We start from the raw sequence: 24,742 nt of genomic DNA, 5'->3' as shown, positions 1-24,742 counted from the left end.
AGGGTGCGCTTCTACAGGCGCGTGGAAAAGAAGAAGGCGCCCATTGGGCGCCTTCTTCTTTTCGTTCGCGCAACTCCAAATTACTGCTTGAGCGTCGTGTGGCTGGTGACGACGATGCCGCTGTCGGTCACATGCATTTCGGCATCAATGCCGTCCACGCGCTGCGCCTGCGCTTCCATCGCGGCGAATTGCGCCTTGCTGCGGGCGGCATCGGCGGCGGCCTGCGCGGCTTCGTTGGCCGGCGAGGGTTCGCCATTGGCAGGGGGTTCGTCGTTCTTGCTCATTTCCGCGGCAGCGGCGGCGAGGCTGTCGGATTTCTTCTCCATGAACTTCAGCCAGTCCAGGTACATCGCTCCGGAGAGGTGCATGCGCGCCATCTGGCCGGGTTCGCCCGACGCATCGTGCAAGGTGCCGGCGAGCTTGGCGTCTTCGCCAGGGCCGATGCCAAGTGCGAGCGCCTTGTCGCCGCTGGCCAGCCAGCTCGGCTGGCCGAGCATGCCGGTCACATCCTTCGGCAGGGCCACCGGTGCGGCATTGGCGGCTGCCTTCACCGTGGCCAATGCGGGGACCATCATCTGGCCGGTGGCGAGCAGGCCGGCGGGGTCACTGGTGCCCAGCACGATGCGGCCGGTGAAGTCGGGCAGGCTGCTGGTGCTGTCGGTGCCCAGCGTGTCCAGCGCGACACGCAGGCCGAGCAGGTTGCCGAACGGCGGGATGGCCGTCTTCGGCAGCGCGTCGCCCAGCTTGGCGAAGCTGTCGTTGAGGTCGGTGAGCATGGGGCAGGCGAACGGCTTGGCCGCCACCGCTTCGGCCTGTGCCGACCAGAACGTGCGCAGGGCGGCCACCGGCAGGGCGAGACTGAAGTCGAACGGTGCCGTACTGGCGCCGCTGCCCAACCCCGGCAATTCCACCTTGAGGCCGCTGAAGGCCTTGGCGATGTCATCGGCCAGTGCAAGGTCGAAGCGCGCGTCCTGGTGTGTGGCATCCAGCCTCGTGTAGCCGAAGCTCATGGCCGGCACGCGCGCGGCAATGCGGCTGGCTTCGGGGGCGCAGTCGGGCGAGTTCTTCAGCAGGTTCGCCACCGGTTCGCCAGTCTGGGCCGACTCGGCGCTGGCACGGGCCTTCTCCACCGCGGCGACCAGCGGATCGGAGCCCGTGAGCACCAGCGGCAGCGCACGGGTGAGGTCGAACTGGCCCACCAGCCACTTCGCATAACCCTTGTCACTGGCCAGTGTGTCGAGGCGGCCGTCGTCCTGCAGACTCTTCGCCGGGCGGTCCAGGCCCAGCGTCTGGCGCAGCAGCGGCGTGGCGGCGTCGGCCGGGAGCAGGGCGCCCACCATCTGCTTGCCGACCACGGCCAGCACCAGCTCCGCGCCGGAGGCAGGGAGCACGTGCAGGCGGTAGGTCTGCTTGCCGATGGTGGCGGTGTCCAGCTTCTTGCCGTAGGCGGTTTCAAGCCGGGCTACGAAGCCATCGAAGGCAGCCGGGTCGCTCAGTTCGACGCGCAGCACCGGCGCCATGCCTTCGCCGTACAGCGCGAAGCGGCCCTTGAGGTCGAAGCCGGTGGACTGGGCGAAGCCTTCCACGGTCTTGCCCTTGTACTCGGCGGCGAAGGCCTGCACGAGGCGCGCGGCGTCAGGGTCGCTGGCCTGCAGGCGGGTCGCATAGGCCTCCATCTGCGCGACCTGCGACGGCAGCTGCAGATTGGCCTGGGCGAGCAGCGCCTTGCGGGTGTCGTCGTCCAGTACGGCCAGGTTGGCGGCCACGTAGGGCGTATCCGCGGGCACGAAGGCCAGCGGTGCGTCCTTGTCCTTGTGCGAGCAGGCCGCCAATGCGGCGCAGGCCAGACCCAGCGCGATGAAGCGCGTCCTCGATTGCATGGTGTTCCCCGGTAATGAAAGCCGTCGCGGGCATTATGCCCGTTTTGTATGCTTGTTGCGGTGCAAGATTAGGGCCGCCCGGCTGTCGGGCAGACCTATCCGCGGGTGTTCAACGTGCCAGCAGCTCGCCCAGCACGGCCATCCGCACGAACACGCCGTTGGCCACCTGCTCGAGGATGCGCGACTGTGCGCCGTCGGCCACCGCGTCGGCGATTTCGATGCCGCGGTTGAGCGGGCCTGGATGCATCACCAGGCAGCCCTTCGCGGCAAGGGCGAGGCGGCGGCTGTCGAGGCCGTAGTGGCGGAAGTAGGCAGCCTCGTCGGGCAGGTCGGTGGAGGCCATGCGCTCTTTCTGGAGGCGCAGCATGATCGCCACGTCGGCGCCTGCGATGGCGCTGTCGAAATCCTCGGTAAGGCGGCATTGCGGGAGTTCGTCCGCTTCCGGCAGCAGCGCGGCCGGCCCGCACAGGCGGATTTCGCCCACTCCCAGCGCGGCCAGCGCGTGCACGTCGGAGCGCGCCACACGCGAATGGCGGATGTCGCCGCAGATCGTCACCACGAGATTTTCGAAATCCGGCCGGTGCTGGCGGATGGTCAGCGCATCGAGCAGGCCCTGGGTGGGGTGGGCGCGGTTGCCGTCACCGGCATTGATGACCGACACGCCGCTCATCGCATGGCGCACCAGTTCCTCCGGTGTGCCGGACACCTTGTGGCGCACGACGATGGCATCGAGGTGCATGGCCTCCAGCGTGTGCAAGGTGTCGTAGAGCGCTTCACCCTTGGTGGTGGAAGAGAAGCCGATGTCGAAGTTCACCACGTCGGCGCCGAGCCGGCGCGCGGCCAGCTCGAACGAGGTGCGCGTGCGCGTGGACGGTTCGAAGAACAGGTTGAGCACGGTGCGCCCGGCCAGCGTGTCCAGCTTGCGGGTGCCATGCGCGCAGGCGTCGCGCAGCGCGATGGCGCGGTCGAGCAGGTGCTCGATGCTGGCGCGTGGCAGATGTTCCAGCGTGGTGAGGTGACGCAGGCGTGGGCTCATGGAGAGGGTGCTTGGGCAGGGAAAGTTGAAGTGGTGTCGGCCAGCCAGCGTTCGAGGATCACGGCGGCGGCCTCGGCGTCGATGGTGGCGGTGTCGCGGCGGCGCTTGAGGCCGGCAGCGCGTGCGCCGGCAAAACGGCGTGCGGCTTCGTGCGAGCTGTGGCGTTCGTCCACCAGCGCAACGGCGGTGCCGTAGCGGGCCCCGAGTTGTTCGGCAAAGCGGCGGGCTCGGCGCGTGGCGGGCTGCTCCTCGCCGGCGAGTGTCAGCGGAAGGCCTACCACCAGGGCCTCGGGCAGCCACTGCGCCTGCATGGCATCGAGCGCGGGCCAGTCGGGCGAGCCGTCACGCATCGCCACCACGCCCAGCGCGCGTGCACTGGCGGTAAGCGCATTGCCCACGGCGACGCCGATCAGCTTGCTGCCAACGTCGAAGCCGAAGGCGCAGTTCATGCGTGGCCCGCGTAACCGGCGAGTTGCAGCGGATCGACGCCGACCAGGCCGGCGGCGGCGCTCCAGCGCTCCTCCAGCGGGGTATCGAAGATCACCCGTTCGCTGGCTTCCACGGTGAGCCACGCGTTGGCCATCAGCTCCTGTTCCAGCTGGCCGGCGTCCCAGCCTGCGTAGCCCAGCGCCATGATCGCCTGGCGCGGACCTTCGCCCGCGGCCATCGCCACCAGGATGTCGCGCGAGGTGGTCACCGACCACTGTGCGTTGATGCGATAGCTGGAATCCCAGTGGCCCGACTCGCGATGCAGCACGAAGCCGCGTTCCTGCTGCACCGGGCCGCCGATCAGCACGGGGGCGTCGACCAGCTCGGGGTCGCTGCACTCCAGTTTCATCTGCGCCAGCACGTCGCCGAAGCGGTAATGCGAAAGCTGGTTCACCAGAAGGCCAACCGCGCCTTCCTCGTTGTGCTGGCAGAGCAGGGCCACCCCGCGCGAGAACGGCGGTTCGGCCAGGCCGGGCATGGCGATCAGGAAGTGGCCGGTGAGGGTGGGCGGTTCGGTGCGGCTCATGCGCGCATTGTAAACCGCCCGACGTTATTTGCTCCGCAGCACATTGCCGGGCAGGAACTGCCAGGTGCGCGTTATGTAGAGCTGATCCACCTTCGCCTCGGGCGGAAGCGGGGGGAACGGCGCGGCCAGTTGCACGATGCGCTTGGCGGCGGCATCCAGCAGCGGCTGGCCGGAGCTCTGGATCACGTCGATGCTGCTGATGCTGCCGTCGCGATTGATGCATACGGTGAGCAGCAAGTCGCCATGCAATTCCCGCCGACGCGCCTCTTCCGGATAGTTGAGGTTGCCCACCCGTTCGACGCGGTCGGACCAGCCGCGCATGTAGGCGGCATAGACGTATTCGCGGGTGTTGGCCGATATGTATTTCTTGCGCGGGCGCTTGGCGTAGTCCTCGATCGCCTGGCGCCGTTCGGCGGAGAGCTGCGCCATTTCCTGCTGGCGGCGCAGATCCTCGGCGGTAGGGGCATCCTGGGGCGGGACTTCGGTGTGGGCGGTGTCGCTGGCCACGCTGAAATTGCTTTGCCCGCTGGTGGTCACCATGCGCTGCGGAGTGGCTTCGCGGGGCAGAGGCGTGGCGGCTTCGGTCGACTGCATGGCTGTGCCCGGAAATGGCTTGGGCAACGCGCCGGAGAGCGGTTGCGACGGTCGCGCGGCCTGGTCGCTCTGGCCACCGCCGCGATTGTTCGCCTGTGCCAGGAAATCAGCCTGGTCCGGCGCTTCCCGGTTGGCCACGTTGACGAGGGTGACGTCCAGCGTCGGCAGGCCGGGATCGATCTTGGCAAAATGGAAGGTAATGCCCAGCAGCAGCACGCCATGCAGCAGCAGCGAGAACAGCAGGGTGGCGCCGATGGGGGCGGCGCTGGGGCGTACGGCGGCAGGACTCACGAAGCGGTGTTCTCGATGGCGTCGAACAGCAGGCCTGCGATATTAAGGCCGAACTGCGCATCCAGCTCGCGCACGCAGGTCGGCGATGTGACGTTGATCTCGGTGAGGTAATCCCCGATCACGTCCAGGCCCACGAAGCGCAGGCCGCGCCGACGTAGCTCCGGTGCCACCTGGGCGACGATCCAGCGGTCGCGCTCGCTGAGCGGCACGCCCTCGCCGCGGCCGCCGGCGGCGAGGTTGCCGCGGAACTCGTCGCCTTGCGGGATGCGCGCCAGCGCATACGGAACCGGCTCGCCGTCGATCAGCAGGATGCGCTTGTCGCCCGCGCTGATCGCCGGAATGAACTTCTGCGCGATGGCAAACTGCCGCCCCTCGCCGTGCGGGCCGCCGGCCAGCAGGGTTTCCAGCATGGAGTTGAGGTTGCTGTCGCCGGCCTTGACCTTGAAGATGCCGCGTCCGCCCATGCCGTCCAGCGGCTTCAGCACCGCTTCGCCGCATTCGGCGACGAAACGGCGCAGCTCGCTGGCATCACGACTCACCAGGGTGGGGGCGATGCACTGCGGGAACTGCAGCGCGAACAGCTTCTCGTTGCAGTCGCGCAGCGCACGCGGATCGTTCACCACCGCCAGGCCGCCGCGCTGGGCTGTTTCCAGCACCATGGTGTCGTAGACGAACTGCGCGTCGACCGGCGGATCCTTGCGCATTAGCACCACGTCCAGTTCGCGCAGGTCGCGCCATTGCGCCTCGCCCAGCGTGGACCAGTCGTGCTGGTCGTCGCGCACCGCCAGCGGGCGCAGCCGGGCCCACGGTGCGCCATCGCGCAGGGCCAGGTCGCCCTGTTCCATGTAGAACAGGGTGTGGCCGCGGCGCTGAGCTTCCAGCAGCATGGCCAGGGTGGTGTCCTTGGCCGGCTTGATCGTGCCGATGGGATCCATCAGCACCGCGACTGAAAGTGGCATCGTGATTCTCCGCGAAAGGTTTTGCGGCGCGGCACGCCGGCGACAGGGTGCCGATGTTCGCCTACGCGGCAGGTCGCGACAAGCGCGCATGGGCCCCGCATGCCGCGGGAGGTCCGACATGGCCGGTGAAGGTCACATTGCGCGCCGACGGATGCTTGACGATGCGAATGTTGCTTGACGCCATGGCAGGCAGGCAGTAAACAACGACTGCTAGCGCATCCCGCCGCAGAGCGGGGTCGTGTGCTGCAATACCAAGTGTTGTTTTGTCATGTGCATCAGCGGCATGCTTGTTGCCTGCCTTGCTGATTGTCCTGGGCCCGGTGTTGGGCGACAGGGGGAGAAATGAATCTGAACGCGAACGCGAATGGTCTGGCCGGCCTGCGGGTCATGGTGATCGACGATTCCAAGACCATCCGTCGCACGGCAGAGACCCTGCTGAAGAAGGAAGGTTGCGACGTATTGACCGCCGTGGACGGCTTCGAGGCGCTCGCCAAGATCGCCGACCAGAAGCCTGCCATCATCTTCGTCGACATCATGATGCCGCGGCTGGACGGCTACCAGACCTGCGCGCTGATCAAGAACAACCCGCAGTTCCGCGCCACGCCGGTGATCATGCTCAGCTCCAAGGATGGCCTGTTCGACAAGGCGCGCGGCCGCGTCGTGGGCGCTGAGCAGTACCTCACCAAGCCGTTCACGCGTGACGAGTTGCTGGGTGCCATCCAGCAGCACGTCGGCGCGGCGACCGGTCGCTGACCGCGGAACTCAGGGGGAACCGTGGCCAATATCCTCATCATCGACGACTCCCCGACCGACGTGCGCGTGCTAACCACGCTGCTCGAACGTGCGGGGCATCAGGTCGCCTCGGTCGGCAACGCCGAGGAAGGCATCGAGCGCGTGCGCAGCGCGCCGCCGGCGCTGGTCATCATGGACGTCATCATGCCCGGCATGAACGGCTTCCAGGCGACCCGCACGCTTACCCGCGACCCTGCCACCGCCGCAGTGCCGATCGTAATGATCACCACCAAGGCGATGGAAACCGACCGCGTGTGGGGCCTGCGCCAGGGCGCGCGCGCCTTCATCACCAAGCCGGTGAACGAGGGCGAGTTGCTCGCCTGCATCAACCAATTGCTGTCCAGCGCGAGCGCGGCATGAACGCAACCCCTGGCCTTACCCCTTTCGAAATCCTGGCTAGCTACGAGCGGTTGTCCCTGGCGCATGCCTCGGATACCCGCGAGCGGATGGATGCGCCCGGTCTGTGGCGCGGCATCGGCTACCGCGTGGGGCAGCGCATGCTGGTCAGCGAAATCGGCGAGATCAATGAATTGCTGGCGATGCCACCGCTCACCACCGTGCCCCGCACGCAGCCATGGCTGCTCGGCGTGGCCAACGTGCGCGGCAACCTGATGCCGGTAGTGGATTTCGGCCGCTTCCTGTTCGGCGAGCGCACCCCGCAAACCGACCGCGCGCGCCTGCTGGTGGTGCGTCAGGGCGGCGGCAGCGTGGCACTGCTGGTGGACGAGGTGTTCGGCCAGCGCACGGTGGACGAAGAGCAGCGGCGCGCGGCTGGGCAGGAGGACGATCCACGGCTGGCCCGCTTCGCCGAGCAGTTGGTGGGCGACGGCGGGCAGCAGATGGCGATATTCAGCATGGGCAGGCTGGTGCGTGCCCCGGACTTCCGTCAGGCCGCGGCCTGAGCCCGGACGGTTGCAGACAACAGGTTCGGTGCCGCCAAGGGCCGGCAATTCCAAGATGGCAGACCAAGGATCCGATGCCGCCCCAGTAGGCGGAACGGATCCGGCGAAGTAGACGGACGAGGTGAACATGAGCACTACAGGGGGCGTCGGCAAAGAGCGGGGGAACACCGCGCTCATTGTCATGTTGCTGGTCGCGATCGGTTTCGCGGCCCTGGATTTCTGGCAGCTCAACGTGAAGAACGGCGAAGACCGGCAGGCCGTAGCGCTGACCACGCAGATCCAGGTGCTGTCGCAGCAGACCGCGAAATTCGCGCTGGAATCGTCCGACGGCAACGCCGATTCGTTCAAGGAGCTGGAAAGCACCCGCAACGCGATCGATTCCGCCGTGCGCAAGCTGAACAGGGGCGATGCGACCACCGGCATGCATGCCTACGCCGACAACAACACCTCGCTGGTCGGCCGCTCGTACAGCGCGCTGGATGGCGCGTGGAAGCAGCTGGACAGCGACATCGGCAAGATCCTGTCGAACCGGTCCGTGGTGCTCGACTCCGGCCAGAACGCGGCCACCGTGTCGCAGCAGATGCCGTTGCTCAACTCCAGCATGGAGCAGGTGGTCACCATCCTGCAGCAGCGCAACGGCAGCGCTGACCAGATGCTGGGCACCTCGCGCCAGATGCTCTCGGCCGACCGCATCATCCGCCGCGTGCAGGAAGTGCTGCAGGGCGGCGACAACGCCCAGGCGGCTGCTGACGGCCTGCAGCGCGATGCCCAGCAGTACGGCAACGTGCTTCAGGGCCTGACCGAGAACAATGCGAACAGCGGCGTGAAGCCGATTGCCGACGCCAACGCCCACAAGATCCTTACCGACATGCAGGGCAGCTGGGGCAAGCTGGCCGACCCTCTGGCCAAGCTGGTGTCCGCTTCCGGCAACCTGTCGGCGGTGAAGCAGGCCGGAACCCAGGCCTCGCTGGATTCGCAATCGGTGCTGCTGCGCGCAAACGACCTCGCCGACCAGATCGGCAAGCTGCCGCTGCGCCGCCTGTTCCCGAACGTGTGGTGGGGCCTTCTGGCCGCCATCGGTGCGGTGCTCTTCGCCCTGTTGCTGGTGGTCAGCCTGGTGCGCGACCAGCGCCGCCGTTTCGCCGAATCTACCTCGCTCAACCAGCGCAACCAGGAGGCGATCATGCGCCTGCTGGACGAGATGGGCGCGCTCGCCGAAGGCGACCTGACGGTGAAGACCACGGTGACCGAGGAAATCACCGGCGCCATCGCCGACTCGGTGAACTACGCCATCGACGAGTTGCGTACCCTGGTGACCACGATCAACGAAACCTCCGAGCAGGTCTCTTCGTCGGCGCAGGAAACGCAGACCACCGCCCGCCATCTGGCCGCTTCGGCCGAGCAGCAGGCGCAGCAGATCAGCACCGCGACCAGCGCGATCAACGAGATCGCCAACTCGATGGACCACGTGTCGAAGAACTCCGCCGAATCGGCCGACGTGGCCGAGCGCTCGGTGCAGATTGCCTCGCACGGCGCCGAGGTGGTGCGCGAGACGATCTCCGGCATGGACTCGATCCGCGACCAGATCCAGGAAACCTCCAAGCGCATCAAGCGGCTGGGCGAGTCTTCGCAGGAAATCGGCTCCATCGTGGAACTCATCAACGACATCGCCGAGCAGACCAACATCCTCGCCTTGAACGCGGCCATCCAGGCGGCTTCGGCCGGCGAGGCGGGCCGCGGTTTCGCGGTGGTGGCGGACGAAGTGCAGCGACTGGCGGAACGCTCCACCAGCGCCACGAAGCGAATCGAGACACTGGTGCAGACCATTCAGTCCGATACCAACGAAGCGGTGAATTCGATGGAGCAGACCACCGCCGAAGTGGTGGCCGGCGCCCGCAAGGCGGAGGATGCAGGCAGCGCGCTGGGCGACATCGAACGCGTGTCGCATGACCTGTCTGCGCTGATTCAGAACATCTCCAGCGCGGCACGCCAGCAGTCGGCGGCGGCGACGGACATTTCGCAATCGATGAACGCGATCCGGGAAATCACCTCGCAGACCTCGCAAGGTGCCAGCCGGACCGCGGACTCGATCGGTACGTTGGCGCAGTTGGCCAGCGATCTGCGTCGCTCGGTGGCCCACTTCAAGCTGCCGGGCTGACGGTTTGGCGGCGACATTTACTGACTGGGGCAGTCTCGATGGTGGCGTGGCGACTCGCCGCGCAACCGCTGAGGGAAGTGCATGAGACTTCAAGACAATATCGATTTCACCACCCTGCAGTGGGTTCGCCCCGAGCTGGAGCAGACACTGGCCAGCGCCCGCGAGTCGCTGGAGTCCTACGTGGCCAATCCGGCCCGCGGCGACGCCATGCGATCCTGCGCCGACAGCCTGCATCAGGTGCAAGGCACGCTGCGGATGGTCGAGCTGCCTGGCCCCGCCATGGTGGCGACGGAGATGGAAGAGCTTGCCATCGCGCTGCTGCAGGACAAGGTCGCGCAACGCGAGGACGCCTACGCCGCGATGATGCGCGGCCTGATGCAGTTGCCCGACTACCTTGAACGCGTCGCCAGCGGCCATCGCGACGTGCCGGTGGTGCTGTTGCCGCTGCTGAACGACCTGCGGGCCAGCCGCGGCGAGGAGGAGCTGTCGGAGGCGGCGCTGTTCCGCCCGAACCTCGACGCCTTCCTGCCTACCCAGGCGCCCGCCGCGATGAGCGAGGCGCAGGCGCGAGAGCGTCGCGGCGAGCTGGTGGCACTGCGCCTGCAGTTCCAGCAGCACATGCTCGCGTGGTTCCGCGGCCAGTCGCAGGCGCAGCCGCTGGCCGGCATGCGCAAGACTTTGCTGGCGATCGCCGCGCGCTGCTACCACGTGCATGGGCGACGCCTGTGGTGGATCGCCGCCGGTGTGGTGGAGGGGCTGGAGCACGGCATGCTCGGCGCCTATTCCACCGAGTTGCGCCAGCTGATCGGCAAGGCCGATCGTCATATACGGCAGTTGATCGAACAGGGCGAGGACAGCCTGCGCGGCGGCGACGCCGACGACCTGTGCAATCGTCTGCTCTACATCGTGGCGCAGTCGCGCCAGCACAGCCCAAGCATGGAGCTGCTGCGCCGCACCTATTCGCTGGACAGCCTGCTGCCCGGCGCCGAGGAACTGGAGCACGCCCGCGGTTCCATGGCCGGGCACAACCGGGCCTTGCTCGACTCGGTGGCCAAGGCGCTCAAGGAGGACCTGCTGCGCGTCAAGGAAGCGCTCGACCTGTTCCAGCGCCAGCCGAACGCCGATCCGGCCTCGCTGGAGCCGCAATGCGAATTGCTGGGCCGTGTCGCCGATACCCTCGGCATGCTGGCCCTTGCCGTGCCGCGCCGGGTGGTGGACGAGCAGCGTCGCGTGCTCGAGGAAGTCACCAACAAGCTGCGTGTCGTCGACGAGGAAACCCTGCTCGACGTGGCCGGTGCGCTGCTGTACGTGGAAGCATCGCTGGACGATCACATCGAGAGCCTCGGCGCAATCGAAGAATCGAAGGACGGCGAGGCCGACGCGTCGAGCCTGCCGCGCAGCGAAGTGCAGGGCATCCTCAGCACGGTGATGCAGGAAGCGATCCGCAACACCGGAAAGGTGAAGGAAGCCATCGTCGCCTTCGTCGAGTCCGGCTGGGATCACGCCGGGCTGGCCGAAGCGCCGGCGCAGATGGCCGAGGTGGCCGGTGCCGCGCGCATGCTGTCCGCCGATCGCACGGCCGAACTGGCCGAAGGCATCGGCCGCTTCATCCACAACGAATTGCTGGTCGACCGGCGCGTACCCAGCAGCGTGCAGATGGATCATCTGGCCGACGCGCTGGCCGCGCTGGAGTACTACCTGGAAGCCGCGCGCGAGCACCGTGGCGGCCTGGCGCACATCATCGACGTCGCCGAACACAGCCTCGGCCAGCTCGGCTACTGGCCGCTGCCGGCCGAGCGCCCGCTGCCGGGCGCCGATGCGTCGGCGACGCCGGAGGGGCACGCTCACGAAGCCTTGTCCGAGCCGGTGAGCATCTATCCGGGCAGCGATGCCAGCCACCTGTTCGTTGCGCCGGAAGCGCCACAGCCGGTGCATACCCACGACATCGATGGCCTGCGCTTCGCGCAGACCGAGCCCACCGCGCCGCCCGCACCGGCCGCTGCCGCTGGCGACGAGTGGATCGAAGTCGAGGAGGAAATCGAGGAACAGGTGCCGGTGGACGGTGCGCTGGCCGAAGGCTTCCGCTTCGACCAGCAGGCCGAAAGCATCGACGACGACATCCGCGACATCTTCCTCGAGGAAATGCAGGAAGAGATCGACAACCTGCGCAGCGCCGAGAGCGCGTGGCTGACCGATCCCGCGCAGCTCGCCGCGCTCACGCCGATCCGCCGTTCCTTCCACACGCTCAAGGGTTCCGGCCGGCTGGTCGGCGTCCCCGCGCTGGGCGAGTTTGCGTGGAAGGTGGAAGACATGCTCAACCGCGTGCTCGACCACACCATCGAGCCGCACGAGGGTGTGCGGGCCGTGGTGCACCATGCCATCGCCGCGCTGCCGCAACTGCTGGCCTCGCTGAAGGGCGAAGGCGTGCCGCATGCACCGGTCGAGGCGATCATGCAGACCGCCGGCAAGCTCGCTGCCGGTGACGCTACCGCTCGCATAGAGGATCACGCGCCGGTCGCGATGGAAACCGTGCGTCGCATCGTGCGCCGTCGCGTGCCGCGGTTCGATGCCGCTGCCGCAGGGATTCCCGCTGCCGGCATCACCGATGCCGGCAGCATCGCCACCCCGGAACCGGTCGAGCCGCCGGCAATGGCGACGTTCGCCATCTCGCCGTTGCCCTCGGTCGACCCAGTCTTGCTGGAAATCCTGCGCAGCGAGGTCGCGCAGTACCTGCAGGCCATTCGCACCGCGATCCACCGCAGCGGCGGCGAACTGCCAGTGGGCGAAGACCTGCTGCGCGCCGTGCACACGTTGCATGGCGCCATCGCGATGGTCGACATCCCGCTGCTCATCCAGCTGCTGTCGCCGCTCGAAACCTTGCTCAAGCGTTTGCGGCACACCGCCCAGTCGTTGCCGGTGGAGGGCGTGCGCCTGCTCGACCGTACCGCCGATGTGGTCGACCAGACCATGGCACAGTTCGACGTGGCTCTGCCGCAATTGCCCAATGTCGACCAGCTGACGCTCCAGCTGATCGAGCTGCGTGACCGCTATCCGGAAGTGCAGGGGGCGCACATCATCGCCGAGCATCCGGTGGAAGCCGCACAGCCGCCGGTGGAACCCGCGGTCGACGAGGTTGCGGAAGAGGCCGCCGAGGACGCCCACGAAGTGGTTGCAGCCGAGGAGCATGCATCGCCGTTGCTGGACGACGGCTCGCACGACCACTATGCCAGCGAACTGATGGCTGCCTTGGGCGCCTTCGAGCCGAATGCGCCGACTGAGGCCGAACCGGTCGACGACGAGCAGCACGCTCGCGAAATTGCGGAACAGGAAGCGGCCGAGCACGCCGCAGCCGAAGAGCGGGAGGCACAGGCGAAGGCCGAGCAGGAGCAGGAACAACAACGCCTCGAACAGGAGCGCGTCGAGCAGGAGCGTTTGGAACAAGAACGCATCGAGCAGGAGCGCATCGAGCAGGAAGAACGCGCCGAGCAGGCCCGGTTGGCGCAGGAGCGCGCCGCACGCGAGGCCGCCGAAGCGCAGATGCGCGCTGCGGCCGAGAAAGCGGCGGCCGAGCAGCGTGCCGCGGAAGCCGCAGCGGCGGAACAGGCTCGGCAGGAAGCGGAACGCGCGGCCGAGGCCGCTCGTCGCGCTGCCAACGAAGCCGTGCGCGCCGCGCCGGCGGTCGATGCGTCGGCCACGAACGCTGGCATGCCGATTGACGCCGATCTGCTCGAGGTCTTCGTCGAAGAAGCGCGAGAGATACTCGACCACGCCGATGGCGTACTGGCGCAGTGGCATGCCGAGCCGACGGCAGCCGGTCATCTGGGCGAGCTGCAGCGCGACCTGCACACGCTCAAGGGCGGCGCGCGCATCGCCGGCATGATGTCGGTGGGCGACCTGGCCCATGCCATCGAAACGCTGCTGGAAAAGCCAGTGGCGGGCGTGGCGCAGGTGATGCCGCTGATCGCCGTGTTGGAGGCCAGCTTCGACCAATTGCACACCATGGTGCAACAGGTGGGGCAGGGACTGGTGCCGGCTCATCCGCAGGCCGCGATCGAGCACCTGCTGGCGTTGTCTGGCGAGCAGGAGTTCGCCGACGAAGCGGCATTGGCTGCCCGGATGGCGCCCGCGGACGCGCAGCCTGCCGAGGTGGCACATGCGGCAGCCGCAGCCGAGCCGTTGCCCGAGCTGCTGCCAACGGAGCAGGGTGCCGATGCGGCTTCGTCGCAGGAACAGATCCGCGTCCGCGCCGAACTGCTCGACAATCTGGTGAACCATGCCGGCGAGGTGGCGATCTACCGTTCGCGCCTGGAACAGCAGGTGTCCGGCTACCGCTTCAACCTGGTCGAACTGGATCAGACCGTGCAACGCTTGCGCGGCCAGTTGCGCATGCTGGAAATCGAAACCGAGGCGCAGATCATCGCGCGTTTCCAGCGCGAGCACCGCGAGGCCGGCAGCGCCACTGCCTTCGATCCGCTCGAGCTCGACCGTTTCTCGCAATTGCAGCAGTACTCGCGCTCGCTGGCCGAGTCGGTGTCCGACTTGGTGTCCATCCAGGGCGTGCTGGACGAATTGACCCGCCAGGCCGAAAACCTGCTGGTGCAGCAGTCCCGCGTCAGCACCGAGTTGCAGGAGGGCTTGCTGCGCACGCGCATGCTGCCGTTCGACACCATGGTGCCGAATCTGCGTCGCACCCTGCGCCAGGCCGCGCAGGAGGAAGGCAAGAGCGCGCAGCTCTACGTGGACGGCGCACACGGCGAAATGGATCGCAACCTGCTTGATCGCATCAAGGCGCCGTTCGAGCACATGCTGCGCAACGCCGTGGCGCATGGCTTCGAATCGCCGGAAGATCGCCGCAAGGCAGGCAAGCCGGCAGAGGGTGCGGTACGCATCCGCGTGACGCGCGAAGCCACCGAGGTGGTGGTGCGCGTCAGCGACGACGGCCGCGGCCTCGACCGCGAGGCCATTCGCAAGCGTGGCGTGGAACGCGGCCTCATCGGCGCTGACGCCCGCCTGAGCGACGACCAGGTGCTCGCCCTCATCACCCAGCCCGGATTCTCCACCGCCAGCACGGTCACCCAGCTGGCCGGCCGCGGCGTGGGCATGGACGTGGTAGCGAACGAGATCAAGCAGCTGGGCGGTTCGCTGGCGATCGAGTCGCAACAGGGCCAGGGCACCACCTTCGTATTGCGCCTGCCATTCACCCTTGCGGTGACCCAGGCCATCCTGGTGCGCATCGGCGAAAGCACCTTCGCGATCCCGATGACCTCGGTGCAGGGTGTCGCGCGCGTCGATGTCGACGAACTGACCTCGCGCATGGCCGAACACGAGCCCGTGTTCGCACACGGCGACGAGCAGTTCGGCATCCACGACCTGGCCGAATTGCTCGGTCTGCCGCCTGGCGTGATGCCGGAAGGCGAGCAACCGCCGTTGCTGCTTGCCCGCACCGGCGACCTGCGTGCGGCGATCCGCGTCGACGCGGTGCTGGGTTCGCGCGAAATCGTGGTGAAGTCGGTCGGCCCGCAGGTGAGCTCGGTGCCGGGCGTGCTTGGCGCCACCATCATGGGCGACGGTTCGGTGCTGGTGATTCTCGATCTGGCGCCGCTGGTGCGCCATGGCGTGGTGCGCCGCGAACAGCGCCTGTCCGAGGGCCTCACCGCGGTCGAGTTGCCGAAGATCGAGGAGCAGCGCACCCGCCCGCTGGTCATGGTGGTGGACGATTCGATCACCATGCGCAAGGTCACCGGTCGAGTGCTGGAGCGCCACGAATACGAAGTGGGCACCGCGAAGGACGGTGTGGACGCGCTGGAGAAGCTGCACGAGCGCGTGCCCGACCTGATGCTGCTGGACATCGAGATGCCGCGCATGGACGGCTACGAGCTGGCCACCCATATGAAGGCGGATCCGCGCCTGCGCGACGTGCCGATCATCATGATCACCTCCCGTACCGGCGACAAGCATCGCCAGCGTGCGTTCGACATCGGCGTGGATCGTTATCTCGGCAAGCCCTACCAGGAAGCCGAACTGCTGTCGCAGATCACCGAAGTGCTGGATCAGCGCGCCGAGATGTTGGAGCGGCGCGCCGTCGAACAGCTTTCGCAGGAGCCGCACCATGGTTGAAGCACTGCCTTCGGTGGCATTGCTGTTCGACGACGCCGAGCTGGGGGGGCACCTGCGCCAGACGTTGCAGGAGCGCGGCGCGCGCATCGTGCACGAAGGTGCCGTCGCGGGGTTCGATGCCGGACTGCTGCGTCAGCTCGATCCCGACGTGCTGGTGGTGAACCTGGACGAAGAGGACGACGAGGCTTTCGACCGACTGTTCGGCATGGTCGAGGGCGACCACCCGCGCCTGGTGCTCAACGATGCCCGTGCCAGTCGCGCGCTGGACGGCTGGGATCGCGCGCGCTGGGCGCGCCACCTTGCGATGAAGGTGCTGGCCAGCGGCGACGTGGACCCGCCGCGCCCGGCCGACGCACAGGCTGTGGAAACGTTGCCGGCGATTGCACCGGCTGCCGAAGCGACCGAAGCGCTAGCGTTCGAGCCGACGGAGGCCGAGCAGGCCTCGGCGGAACCGGAAACGATGCATGCGTCGGAGTCGGTCGAACAGTACGGCGATGCCGCCGGGCACGAAGCAGATGATCGTGCTGCCTCGGACGACCTGGAAGCTGAATTGGCGGCACTGCTGGCCGCACCTGAGCCGGCGTTGCCATCCGAGCCGTTGGCCGATGCGCCGCCTGCGTTGCCCGAAGCGGATGTGCATGCCGCTGCCGAGCCGGTCGCATTTCACGGCGAAGCCGACGAGCATGCGGAACACGGGCTTGCCGCGACGGACGATCTGGAAGCGGAGCTGGCCGCGCTGCTTGCTGGCGAGATCGAGTTGCCCCACGAAGACTTCGCACCCGCCGTGCCGCGCCATGAACTGCCGCTGCATGACGGCAGTTTCGGCGTCGCACAGCAGGACGATGCGTCGCACCAGTCATTGCCGCTACCCGAGGAGCAATCCGCCCCCTTCCCGCAGGTCGATGAGGTGTCGCCCGCATCGGCCGCCGCGTCGGATGTGACGGCAAGCGCCCCTGCAGCCCCCGACAACTGGGCGCTGGTGGATCACGACGAGGTTGCCGCGGCCCCGGCGCCCCCTGCGAAAGTCGACGATTTTGGCGTCCAGAAGGTGAGCGCCGCCGATTACCTCGCACCGGACGTCGAGCCGGCGACGGAGGATTTCAAGCCGACGCTGACGCTGGAACTGGTATCGCTGGAAGAGGCTGTGGCCCCCACCGAATGGGAGCCGACCGAGATGCTGCTGGACGACCTCGGCGGTGCGCTCAGCCGCGTGGTGCTGCTGGGTGCCTCGGCCGACGGCCTGGATTCGGTCTGCGAATTCCTGGCCAGTCTGCCTGCCGGCGCGCGCCATGCCATCTTGCTTACCCAGCATTTCGGCGCGCAGCCGGTCGATACCGTGTTGCAGCGCTTGCTGGAGCGCTCCAGCCTGCCGGTACGGCTCGCCAGACACGGTGGCCGCGCGCGCGCCGGCGAAGTATTGCTGGTGCCGGCCGCAGCCCAGGTGCAATTGCGCCGCGACGGTAGTATCGAGTTGCGCACCCGCGACGATGCACTGGAGCCCTCGATCGACGCCAGCTTCACCATGGCGGCGAGTGCCTTCGGGCGCGATGCGCTGGGTATCGTATTCGCTGGCCGTTCCACCGATGCGGTGGCCGGCGCGCAGGCGATCCACGACCGCAACGGCCAGGTATGGGTGGAGTCCGCCGATGGCGGGTATTCCGCCGACATGGTCGGCGCCATCTTCGCCGAGCGGCTGGTGAGCTATTCCGGAACGCTGCACGAACTGGCGGCGCATCTGATCGAGGTCTATCCATGAGCGTCGAGTTGCCCCGCGAAATCCGTTGCGTGCTGGTGCCGGCCGGCAGCCTTCGCCTGCTGTTGCCCAACGCCACCGTGGCCGAAGTCATTACCCGCCCTGTCCATGAGGCGGTGGCCGGCGCGCCCGAGTGGCTGGTCGGTCGCTTCGCCTGGCGCGGCTGGCGCGTGCCATTGGTATCCTTCTCGCGCCTCGCCGGCGCGGACGAGGGCGACGCCGAGCTCACCGTGCGCGTGGCGGTGCTGAAGGCGCTGGGCGGCGATCCCAAGATGCCCTTCATTGCCGTGCTCACACAGGGCTTTCCGCGCCTGACCACGCTCAACTCCGAGCTCATCATTCCCACCCACGACGGCAACGAATTGCCGCCGGGCGTGCGCGCGCAGGTACTGGTGCGCGACGACGTGGCGGTAATCCCCGACCTCGAAGGCATCGAGGCGGAGTTGGTGCGCCTGTTGGCGCAGGACCAGCCGGAGGACAAACCGGAAGATCAGGAAGTGCACGACCTGTCTCGCGGGGATGACGAACCGGAAGAGCTGGACGGCGCGGCTTGACGGGGCGTCGTCGCGCCTGGTTGCCGAGCGTGCTGTTCGCGGTAGCGGCAGTGATGGAGTTCGTCGCTGCGGCGATAGGCAAACGACCGGCTTTCTACGGTGTTGGAGCAGCTTTTATTGGCGTCGCGGTGATATTCCTGTCGCAGGCGCGCAAGAAAAAATAGCCGCGCTTCCGGCTGTCAGAAATCCCCGTGCAAGGCCTGCAACGCAGCCAATGCCGCGAGGCCGGCCGTTTCGGTGCGCAGGATGCGTGGCCCCAGGCGCAGGCCGGCAAAGCCGGCATCCCCCAGCAACGCGGTGTCGCGTTCGCCCAAGCCGCCTTCCGGGCCCACCACCAGCAGGGCGCCATTGCTGCCAGGGCGCAGCTCGCGCGCGGAAGCGGTGGCTTCCGGCAGCAGCGCCAGGCGCAGGGCCGCATCGCCATCCAACGACGCCAGCCACGCAGGCAGGGTTTGCGTAGGAAGGATTTCCGGCAGATGCGCACGGCCGCATTGTTCGCAGGCACTGGCAGCCACTGCCTGCCAGTGCGCCAGCCGCTTCTCCGCGCGGGCGGCATCCAGCTTTACCTCGGAGCGTTCGGTGAGCAGCGGCACGATGCGCACCACGCCGAGCTCGGTGGCCTTTTGCACGATCAGGTCCATCTTCTCGCCACGCGCCACGCCTTGCGCCAGCGTAAGCGGCAGCGGCGACTCGCGCTCCACGATCTGCCGATCCAGCACTTCGACCAGCACTTCGCGCTTGCCGACGCTGCGTATCGCGGCGGCATAGTCCGTGCCATCGCCGTTGAACAGCGTCAACGGATCGCCTGCCACGAGGCGCAGCACGCGCGCCACATGCTCGCCCGCCTGCGCCGGCAACGCGATTTCGGTGCTGACGGTCAGCGGCAGGTCGACATGGATACGGATGGTGCGCATGTCAGAGGCCACCCATGGTTTTCAGGAAGCTGTTCGCGCGCAGGCAACGGAAGAACGAAGGAGCGGGCCTCAGTCCGCGACTGGGTGACGGCGCTGGAAGGTGGGCGAATGGCTCCGGCCTTGCGGGATGCTTGGAGATCATCGGCAGGCTCCCGCTACACCATGGCCTGTTCGATGCCGGACGTGGCCACCGTAACCAGATGGTCGATTTCCGCCTCGTTCACCACATAGGGCGGCATGAAGTAGATCACGTTGCCCAGCGGACGCAGCAGGGCTTCGTGCCGCAGGCCATGCAGGTAGACGCGCAGACCGCGGCGGTCTTCGGCGGGGAAGGGACAGCGCGTCGCCTTGTCGGCCACCAGTTCCACCGCGGCGATCATGCCGGTCTGGCGCACCTCGGCCACGTGCGGGTGATCGCGCAGCGGTTCCAGGCGGCGGCCGAGATGGGCAGCCAGCGCGCGATTGCGTTCCAGCACCGGTTCGTCGCGGAAGATCGCCAGCGTGGCCAGCGCCGCGCTGCAGGCCAGCGGGTTGCCGGTATAGCTGTGCGAATGCAGGAAGGCCTTGCCGGCGCTGTATTCGGCGTAGAACGCCTCGTACACGTGCTGCGTGGTGAGCACGGCAGACAGCGGCAGCGTACCCCCGGTGAGGCCCTTGGACAGGCACATGAAATCGGGCGAGACCCTGGCCTGCTCGCAGGCGAACATCGTGCCGGTGCGGCCGAAGCCCACGGCGATCTCGTCGGCGATGAAGTGCACGGCGAACTCATCGCAGAGCTTGCGCAGGCCCGCAAGGTAGTCCGGGTGATACATGCGCATGCCGCCTGCGCACTGCACCAGCGGTTCCACGATCACCGCGCAGGTTTCGTGCGCATGGCATTCCAGCAATGCACGCAGCTCGGCCACGCGGCGCGCGGCGACCTGTGCCGGCGACTCGCCGGGCTCGCCTTCGTAGGCATCCGGCGAGGGGGCGAGAATGGGCGTGAGCAGCAGCGGCGCATAGGTCTTGCGGTACAGCGCCACGTCGCTCACCGACAACGCGCCCAGCGTCTCGCCGTGGTAGCTGCCGGTGAGCGCGATGAAGCGGGTCTTCTCGCCATGGCCTTGGTTGAGCCAATAGTGGAAGCTCATCTTCAGCGCCACCTCGATGGCCGCCGAGCCGTTGTCGGCGAAGAACACCTTGTCCAGCCCGGGTGGCGTGATGCGCACCAGTTCTTCGGCCAGTTCGATCGCGGGCGGATGGGTGAAGCCGGCGAAGATCACGTGTTCCAGCGTACGCGCCTGTTCCGCCAGTGCGGCGGCGATGCGCGGGTTGGCGTGGCCGAACAGGTTGGTCCACCACGAACTGATGCCGTCGAGGTAGCGCCGCCCCTCGGCATCGATCAGCCACGCACCCTCGCCGCGCACGATGGGCAGCATGGGGACGCCGCCCTTGCCGGTCATGGCGTGGTCATGCATCTGGGTGCATGGATGCCAGATGTGTTTCAGGTCGCGCGCGGCGAGCGCGGTGTTGCGGTCGGCTGGATTCGTCATCGCGTTATGATCGGCGTCCATAGCTGCGCGCTCAAGTGTGCGCATGAAAATTGCGGAAAGCCTGCTTGAAACTCCTCAGGAAAATCCTTGCGGTCGTGGCCGTCCTGCTACTGGCCGTCGCGGCGCTGCTGTGGTGGCTGCCTGCGCGCTGGGCGATGCCGCTGCTGCAGCCGTCGCTGCACGGCCTGCTCTTGCAGCAGGTGGGCGGCACCGTGTGGGACGGCCATGCGGATCGCGTGCAGTCGTCGGACGGCAGCGAGCTAGGGCACGTGCAATGGCAGTTGTCGCGCCGCGTACTGCTCGGACAGGCCGAGTTGCAGCTCGATTTCACGGGGTCGCGGTTCGGCTTGCGTGGGCATATGCGGAAGCTGTCGGCGGATCAGGTGGAATGGAGCGACCTGCAAGCGCATGCGGATCTGGCGGCATTGGCCGATCCGCGCCTTCGTCTGCCCCTGGGCGAACCGCGTGGCGAACTGGTGTTGGGCGTGCAACGCGCTGTGCTGCAGGGCGGCTGGCCACTGGAACTGCAGGCCGACTGGCAGTGGCGGCAAGCCGCGATGCATATGAAAAACGGCGATGCCCCGCTGGGCAATTTGCATGGCACGCTCACCGCGCAGGGCGGTGTCATCCATGCACAATGGCAGGACGACGGCCAGGGGCCGCTGCGCACTGCCGGTCGTTTCGAATTGAGCCTGCTGGGCTGGCGTCTCGAAGCCGCGTTGCAAGCACGGCGGCCCGACCCGGCGCTGCAACGCTGGCTCGCCGCGTTGGGCAGGCCTGATGCCGACGGCACCATCCACATAGCACGCAGTGGCGGCATGGCCGCTGCAATCACGGGAAAAACCGCACCATGAACGCCGAAACCGCCGCGCAGGCCCTCGCCGCCGCCCGCGAAGCCGCCGCCGCCGCCGCCGAGGTGATCCTGCATTACTGGAAGCGCGGCGTGGATGTGGAGATCAAGGGTGACGCCACGCCGGTGACGGCGGCCGACCGCGAGGCCGAGCAGGCGATTCGCAGGGTACTGCGCGCGGCGTTGCCGGGAGCGGCGATCTATGGAGAGGAATTCGGCCTCGACGGCAGGCGCGACGGCCTGCTTTGGCTGGTCGATCCGCTGGACGGCACCAAGAGCTTCGTGCGCCGTACGCCGTTCTTCTCCACCCAGATCGCGCTGATGGATCGCGGCGAACTGGTGCTGGGCGTATCCAGCGCGCCGGTATATGGCGAGACGATGTGGGCCAGCGCGGGCAACGGCACGTGGTTCGAAGGCGAGCGCGTGCATGTGGCCGACACCGCGGATTTTTCGCAGGCATCGATCTCCACCGGCAACGTGAAGACGCTCACCGGAGACGCACGCTGGGCCGCGCTGGGCGCGATGATCCGCGACAGCAACCGCATCCGGGGCTACGGCGATTTCTGCCATTACCACCTGCTGGCACGCGGCTCACTGGATCTCGTGGTCGAGTCGGATGTGAACATTCTCGACATCGCCGCGCTGGCGGTGATCGTGCGTGAGGCCGGCGGCGTATTCACCGATCTGGATGGCCACGCACCGACACTGGAAACACGCAGCGTGCTGGCCGGCACGCCGGCGATCCACGCCACGGCGTTGCAGCGGCTCTCCCTCAATCGCAACGGAGGCGCGTGACGGTGGAATCCACGATGGTTTTCCTGATGGCCCTGCTGGGTGCGAGTCCGGTGCTGTTCGCCACACTGGTCGGTGGCGTGGTGGCCCTGGTGCTGTGGCGGTGTGCGCCGCGACCGGCACTGCTGGTGCTGATCGCCTGCATCCTGCAGTTTGCGGTGACGTCGTTCGGTGCCTGGCTGCAGGGCTGCTGGTTGCCTGCGTCCAGGGCAGCAGGCGAGCCGATTGTCCATTTCGCGCAGCTCATGGGCATCTGGGCGATGTGCAGCAGCATTCTGCATGGTGTGGTGATCGGGCTGCTGGTGTGGGCGGCGTTCGCCCAGCGCGTGCGGGGCATTCCGCCGCCCATGGTTTGAGCCACGTTACAATCGCCCGATGCCCAAACCGCCCATCATCCACGCCACGCGTGATGTCACCGACAGCCGTTTCCTGCGGCTCGAGCAGGTCGATCTGGAGTTTTCCAACGGCGAGCGCCGCACCTTTGAGCGCATGAAGCCGGGCGGCCTTGGCGCGGTGATCATCGTGCCGATGCTGGATGCGGACACCGTACTGCTGGTGCGCGAGTACGGTGTGGGCCTCGAGCGTTACGAACTGAGCCTGCCCAAGGGGCGGCTCGATCCAGGCGAAACGGTGGAAGAGGGCGCCAACCGCGAACTGAAGGAAGAGGTGGGCTACGGTGCGCGCCGACTGACGTCGCTGCACGCACTCTCGCTGTCGCCTTCCTACATGACCCACATGGCGCACGCGGTGCTGGCGCAGGATCTTTATCCCGAACGCCTCGAAGGCGACGAACCGGAACCCCTGGAAGTGGTGCCGTGGAAGCTCGCCGACCTGCACACCCTGGTGGCGCGCGACGACGTCACCGAAGGCCGTTCCATTGCCGCGCTGTTCATGGCGCGCGAATACCTTGCCGGAAGGATGCAGCTGAAGTGAGCCTGCCGTTTGATCATCCCCTGTTGCTCGACATCGCCACGCTGGCGCGTCGTGCTGGCGAAGCCATCCTCGAAATCTATCGGCAGGACTTCGACGTCGAGCTGAAGGACGACCGCTCCCCGCTCACCGCCGCCGATCTTGCCGCGCAGAAGGTGATCGCCGAGGGACTGGCCCGTATCGAGCCCGCGTTGCCGCTGGTTTCCGAGGAAGCCAGCCAGGCTCCGTGGGAGCAGCGCCGCACCTGGACGTTGCACTGGCTGGTCGATCCGCTGGACGGCACGCGCGAATTCGTGAAGCGCAACGGCGAGTTCACCGTCAACATCGCCCTGATCGACAGCCACGAATCCGTGCTCGGCGTGGTGCTGGCACCGGTCACGGGTGATCTGTACGCTGCGGCGCGTGGCGTCGGCGCATGGTGGCAGGCCGAGGCAGGCGGCGATTGGGAGCGCATCAGCACACGCGAGCTGGCGCAGCCAGCCATCGCTGCCGGCAGCCGCTCGCATGGCGGATCGCAGGAGGACACCCTGCGCCACCTGCTCGGCGAGGATTACACGCTGCAGCCGCTGGGCTCCTCGCTGAAGTTCTGCCTGCTCGCGCGTGGTGGTGCGGACGTCTATCTGCGTCGCGGACCGACCAGCGAATGGGACACCGCCGCCGCGCAATGCGTGCTGGAAGAAGCCGGCGGTGCCGTGCTCGACCTGCACGGCAAGCCGCTGCGTTACGACCGCGGCGAATCGGTGCTCAATCCCGAGTTCATCGCGGTGGGCGACGCCGGTCTTGACTGGACGGCCAAGCTGCGCGACGCCGGCCTGCCATGAACGACACCCCGCGGCGCGGCATCGACGAGCTGCTGGCGATCATGGCGCGCCTGCGCGACCCCGAACGCGGCTGCCCGTGGGACGTGCAGCAGGACTTCGCCAGCATCGCGCCTTACACCATCGAAGAGGCCTACGAGGTGGCCGACGCCATCGACCGTGGCGACCTCGACGACCTGCGCGAAGAGCTGGGCGACCTCCTGCTGCAGATCGTGTTTCACGCACAGATGGCGGCCGAGCAGGGGCATTTCGATTTCGACGACGTAGCGCAGGCGATCAGCACCAAGATGGTCCGCCGCCACCCGCATGTATTCGGCGAAGCACGCTACGCGGACCTCGCCGCGCAGAAGCAGGCCTGGGAAGAACTCAAGGCCGCCGAACGCGCCGCCAGGGGTGACGTGCATGACGCCAGCACGCTGGCCGGTGTCTCGCATGGCCTGCCCGAATGGAAGCGTGCGACCAAGCTGCAGCAGCGCGCCGCCACGGTGGGCTTCGACTGGCCCGACCATCGCCCGGTGCTGGACAAGCTGGCCGAGGAAATCGACGAAGTGCGGGCCGAGTTCGATGCGGGCGCCGACCCGGTGCGGCTGGAAGACGAGATCGGCGACGTGCTGTTCGTGGTGGCCAATCTCGCCCGCCATGCGGGCGTGGATTTTTCGCGCGCGCTGCGCCATGCCAACGCCAAGTTCGAGCGCCGTTTCCGCCGCATGGAACAACTGGCCGCCGCGGCTGGCGGCACGCTGGCCGGGCACGACCTCGCCGCACAGGAAGCGCTGTGGCGGCGGGCCAAGCGCGAAGAAGGTTGACGTCGGCCTCGCGTAGGATCGCGCCCTGTGCGCGAACGCCCTTGGCCCT

22 protein-coding genes are annotated in these 24,742 nt (G+C 67.5%); 14 read left to right on the top strand and 8 right to left on the bottom strand.

Features of this window, described 5'->3' with window-relative positions:
• Positions 1-80: 80 nt before the first annotated feature.
• The 6 genes from ISP25_RS09235 to gshB form a co-directional block, all read right to left on the bottom strand.
• A complete protein-coding gene (locus ISP25_RS09235) occupies positions 81-1,880 on the bottom strand; it encodes a hypothetical protein (RefSeq protein WP_404613375.1) in 1,800 nt (599 codons plus the stop codon).
• A gap of 109 nt (positions 1,881-1,989) precedes the next feature.
• On the bottom strand, positions 1,990-2,916 hold the full coding sequence (locus ISP25_RS09230; RefSeq protein ID WP_192154109.1) for an aspartate carbamoyltransferase catalytic subunit: 927 nt from the start codon (positions 2,914-2,916) through the stop codon (positions 1,990-1,992).
• Entirely contained in the window at positions 2,913-3,365 is a 453-nt protein-coding gene (ruvX, locus tag ISP25_RS09225; RefSeq protein ID WP_404613373.1) for a Holliday junction resolvase RuvX, read from the bottom strand. The genes ISP25_RS09230 and ruvX overlap by 4 nt, the downstream gene beginning before the upstream one ends.
• A complete protein-coding gene (locus ISP25_RS09220) occupies positions 3,362-3,931 on the bottom strand; it encodes a YqgE/AlgH family protein (RefSeq protein WP_404613371.1) in 570 nt (189 codons plus the stop codon). The genes ruvX and ISP25_RS09220 overlap by 4 nt, the downstream gene beginning before the upstream one ends.
• Positions 3,932-3,955: 24 nt before the next feature.
• Complete coding sequence (locus tag ISP25_RS09215) at positions 3,956-4,816, bottom strand: TonB family protein (RefSeq protein ID WP_192154115.1); 861 nt, start codon at positions 4,814-4,816, stop codon at positions 3,956-3,958.
• Positions 4,813-5,775, bottom strand: coding sequence for a glutathione synthase (gene gshB / locus ISP25_RS09210; RefSeq protein ID WP_404613369.1), 963 nt, complete (start codon positions 5,773-5,775; stop codon positions 4,813-4,815). The genes ISP25_RS09215 and gshB overlap by 4 nt, the downstream gene beginning before the upstream one ends.
• Positions 5,776-6,117: 342 nt before the next feature.
• On the opposite strand from gshB, the gene ISP25_RS09205 reads away from it, so the two are divergent.
• The 8 genes from ISP25_RS09205 to ISP25_RS09170 all read left to right on the top strand — a co-directional run bounded on the left by ISP25_RS09205 (position 6,118) and on the right by ISP25_RS09170 (position 18,215).
• Entirely contained in the window at positions 6,118-6,528 is a 411-nt protein-coding gene (locus tag ISP25_RS09205) for a response regulator (protein WP_192154119.1), read from the top strand.
• Between the two features lie 21 nt (positions 6,529-6,549).
• Positions 6,550-6,927 (top strand): response regulator, encoded by a 378-nt coding sequence (locus ISP25_RS09200; protein ID WP_192154121.1) that lies wholly within the window; start codon positions 6,550-6,552, stop codon positions 6,925-6,927.
• Positions 6,924-7,469: a chemotaxis protein CheW gene (locus tag ISP25_RS09195; RefSeq protein ID WP_404613366.1), complete on the top strand. Its 546-nt coding sequence runs from the start codon at positions 6,924-6,926 to the stop codon at positions 7,467-7,469. The genes ISP25_RS09200 and ISP25_RS09195 overlap by 4 nt, the downstream gene beginning before the upstream one ends.
• A 127-nt stretch (positions 7,470-7,596) precedes the next feature.
• Positions 7,597-9,627 (top strand): methyl-accepting chemotaxis protein, encoded by a 2,031-nt coding sequence (locus tag ISP25_RS09190; protein ID WP_404613364.1) that lies wholly within the window; start codon positions 7,597-7,599, stop codon positions 9,625-9,627.
• An 81-nt stretch (positions 9,628-9,708) separates the two neighbouring features.
• On the top strand, positions 9,709-15,744 hold the full coding sequence (locus tag ISP25_RS09185; protein ID WP_404613362.1) for an Hpt domain-containing protein: 6,036 nt from the start codon (positions 9,709-9,711) through the stop codon (positions 15,742-15,744).
• A complete protein-coding gene (locus ISP25_RS09180) occupies positions 15,737-17,500 on the top strand; it encodes a chemotaxis protein CheB (RefSeq protein ID WP_404613360.1) in 1,764 nt (587 codons plus the stop codon). Before ISP25_RS09185 ends, ISP25_RS09180 begins: the two co-directional genes overlap by 8 nt.
• Positions 17,497-18,051, top strand: coding sequence for a chemotaxis protein CheW (locus tag ISP25_RS09175; protein WP_192154128.1), 555 nt, complete (start codon positions 17,497-17,499; stop codon positions 18,049-18,051). The genes ISP25_RS09180 and ISP25_RS09175 overlap by 4 nt, the downstream gene beginning before the upstream one ends.
• Positions 18,052-18,080: 29 nt before the next feature.
• Positions 18,081-18,215 carry a hypothetical protein gene (locus ISP25_RS09170; RefSeq protein WP_404613358.1) on the top strand — a complete coding sequence of 45 codons (135 nt, stop codon included), beginning with the start codon at positions 18,081-18,083 and terminating at the stop codon, positions 18,213-18,215.
• Between the two features lie 15 nt (positions 18,216-18,230).
• Here the strand turns inward: ISP25_RS09170 and ISP25_RS09165 are convergent, their stop codons facing one another.
• On the bottom strand, positions 18,231-18,965 hold the full coding sequence (locus ISP25_RS09165; RefSeq protein WP_404613356.1) for a 16S rRNA (uracil(1498)-N(3))-methyltransferase: 735 nt from the start codon (positions 18,963-18,965) through the stop codon (positions 18,231-18,233).
• 155 nt (positions 18,966-19,120) lie between these two features.
• Positions 19,121-20,497 (bottom strand): adenosylmethionine--8-amino-7-oxononanoate transaminase, encoded by a 1,377-nt coding sequence (locus ISP25_RS09160; protein WP_404613354.1) that lies wholly within the window; start codon positions 20,495-20,497, stop codon positions 19,121-19,123.
• Positions 20,498-20,562: 65 nt separating this feature from the next.
• Here ISP25_RS09160 and ISP25_RS09155 point away from each other — a divergent pair, with 65 nt between their 5' ends.
• From ISP25_RS09155 to mazG, 6 genes are read left to right on the top strand one after another with little or no spacing between them, the layout of a single operon-like run.
• Positions 20,563-21,351: a type II secretion system protein N gene (locus tag ISP25_RS09155; protein WP_404613352.1), complete on the top strand. Its 789-nt coding sequence runs from the start codon at positions 20,563-20,565 to the stop codon at positions 21,349-21,351.
• A complete protein-coding gene (locus ISP25_RS09150; RefSeq protein ID WP_404613350.1) occupies positions 21,348-22,142 on the top strand; it encodes an inositol monophosphatase family protein in 795 nt (264 codons plus the stop codon). Before ISP25_RS09155 ends, ISP25_RS09150 begins: the two co-directional genes overlap by 4 nt.
• A 14-nt stretch (positions 22,143-22,156) precedes the next feature.
• Positions 22,157-22,495 (top strand): hypothetical protein, encoded by a 339-nt coding sequence (locus ISP25_RS09145; RefSeq protein WP_404613348.1) that lies wholly within the window; start codon positions 22,157-22,159, stop codon positions 22,493-22,495.
• A gap of 19 nt (positions 22,496-22,514) precedes the next feature.
• The gene (gene nudE, locus ISP25_RS09140) at positions 22,515-23,072 is read left to right on the top strand and encodes an ADP compounds hydrolase NudE (RefSeq protein ID WP_192154146.1); all 558 of its coding nucleotides are present in this window, start codon (positions 22,515-22,517) and stop codon (positions 23,070-23,072) included.
• Positions 23,069-23,890, top strand: a complete 822-nt coding sequence (gene cysQ / locus ISP25_RS09135; RefSeq protein WP_404613346.1) for a 3'(2'),5'-bisphosphate nucleotidase CysQ — start codon at positions 23,069-23,071, stop codon at positions 23,888-23,890. The genes nudE and cysQ overlap by 4 nt, the downstream gene beginning before the upstream one ends.
• The gene (mazG, locus tag ISP25_RS09130) at positions 23,887-24,693 is read left to right on the top strand and encodes a nucleoside triphosphate pyrophosphohydrolase (RefSeq protein WP_192154150.1); all 807 of its coding nucleotides are present in this window, start codon (positions 23,887-23,889) and stop codon (positions 24,691-24,693) included. The genes cysQ and mazG overlap by 4 nt, the downstream gene beginning before the upstream one ends.
• The last annotated feature ends 49 nt before the right edge of the window (positions 24,694-24,742 follow it).

It is taken from the genome of Rhodanobacter hydrolyticus (assembly GCF_044904645.1).
This window is presented reverse-complemented; position numbering and strand designations above follow the sequence as displayed.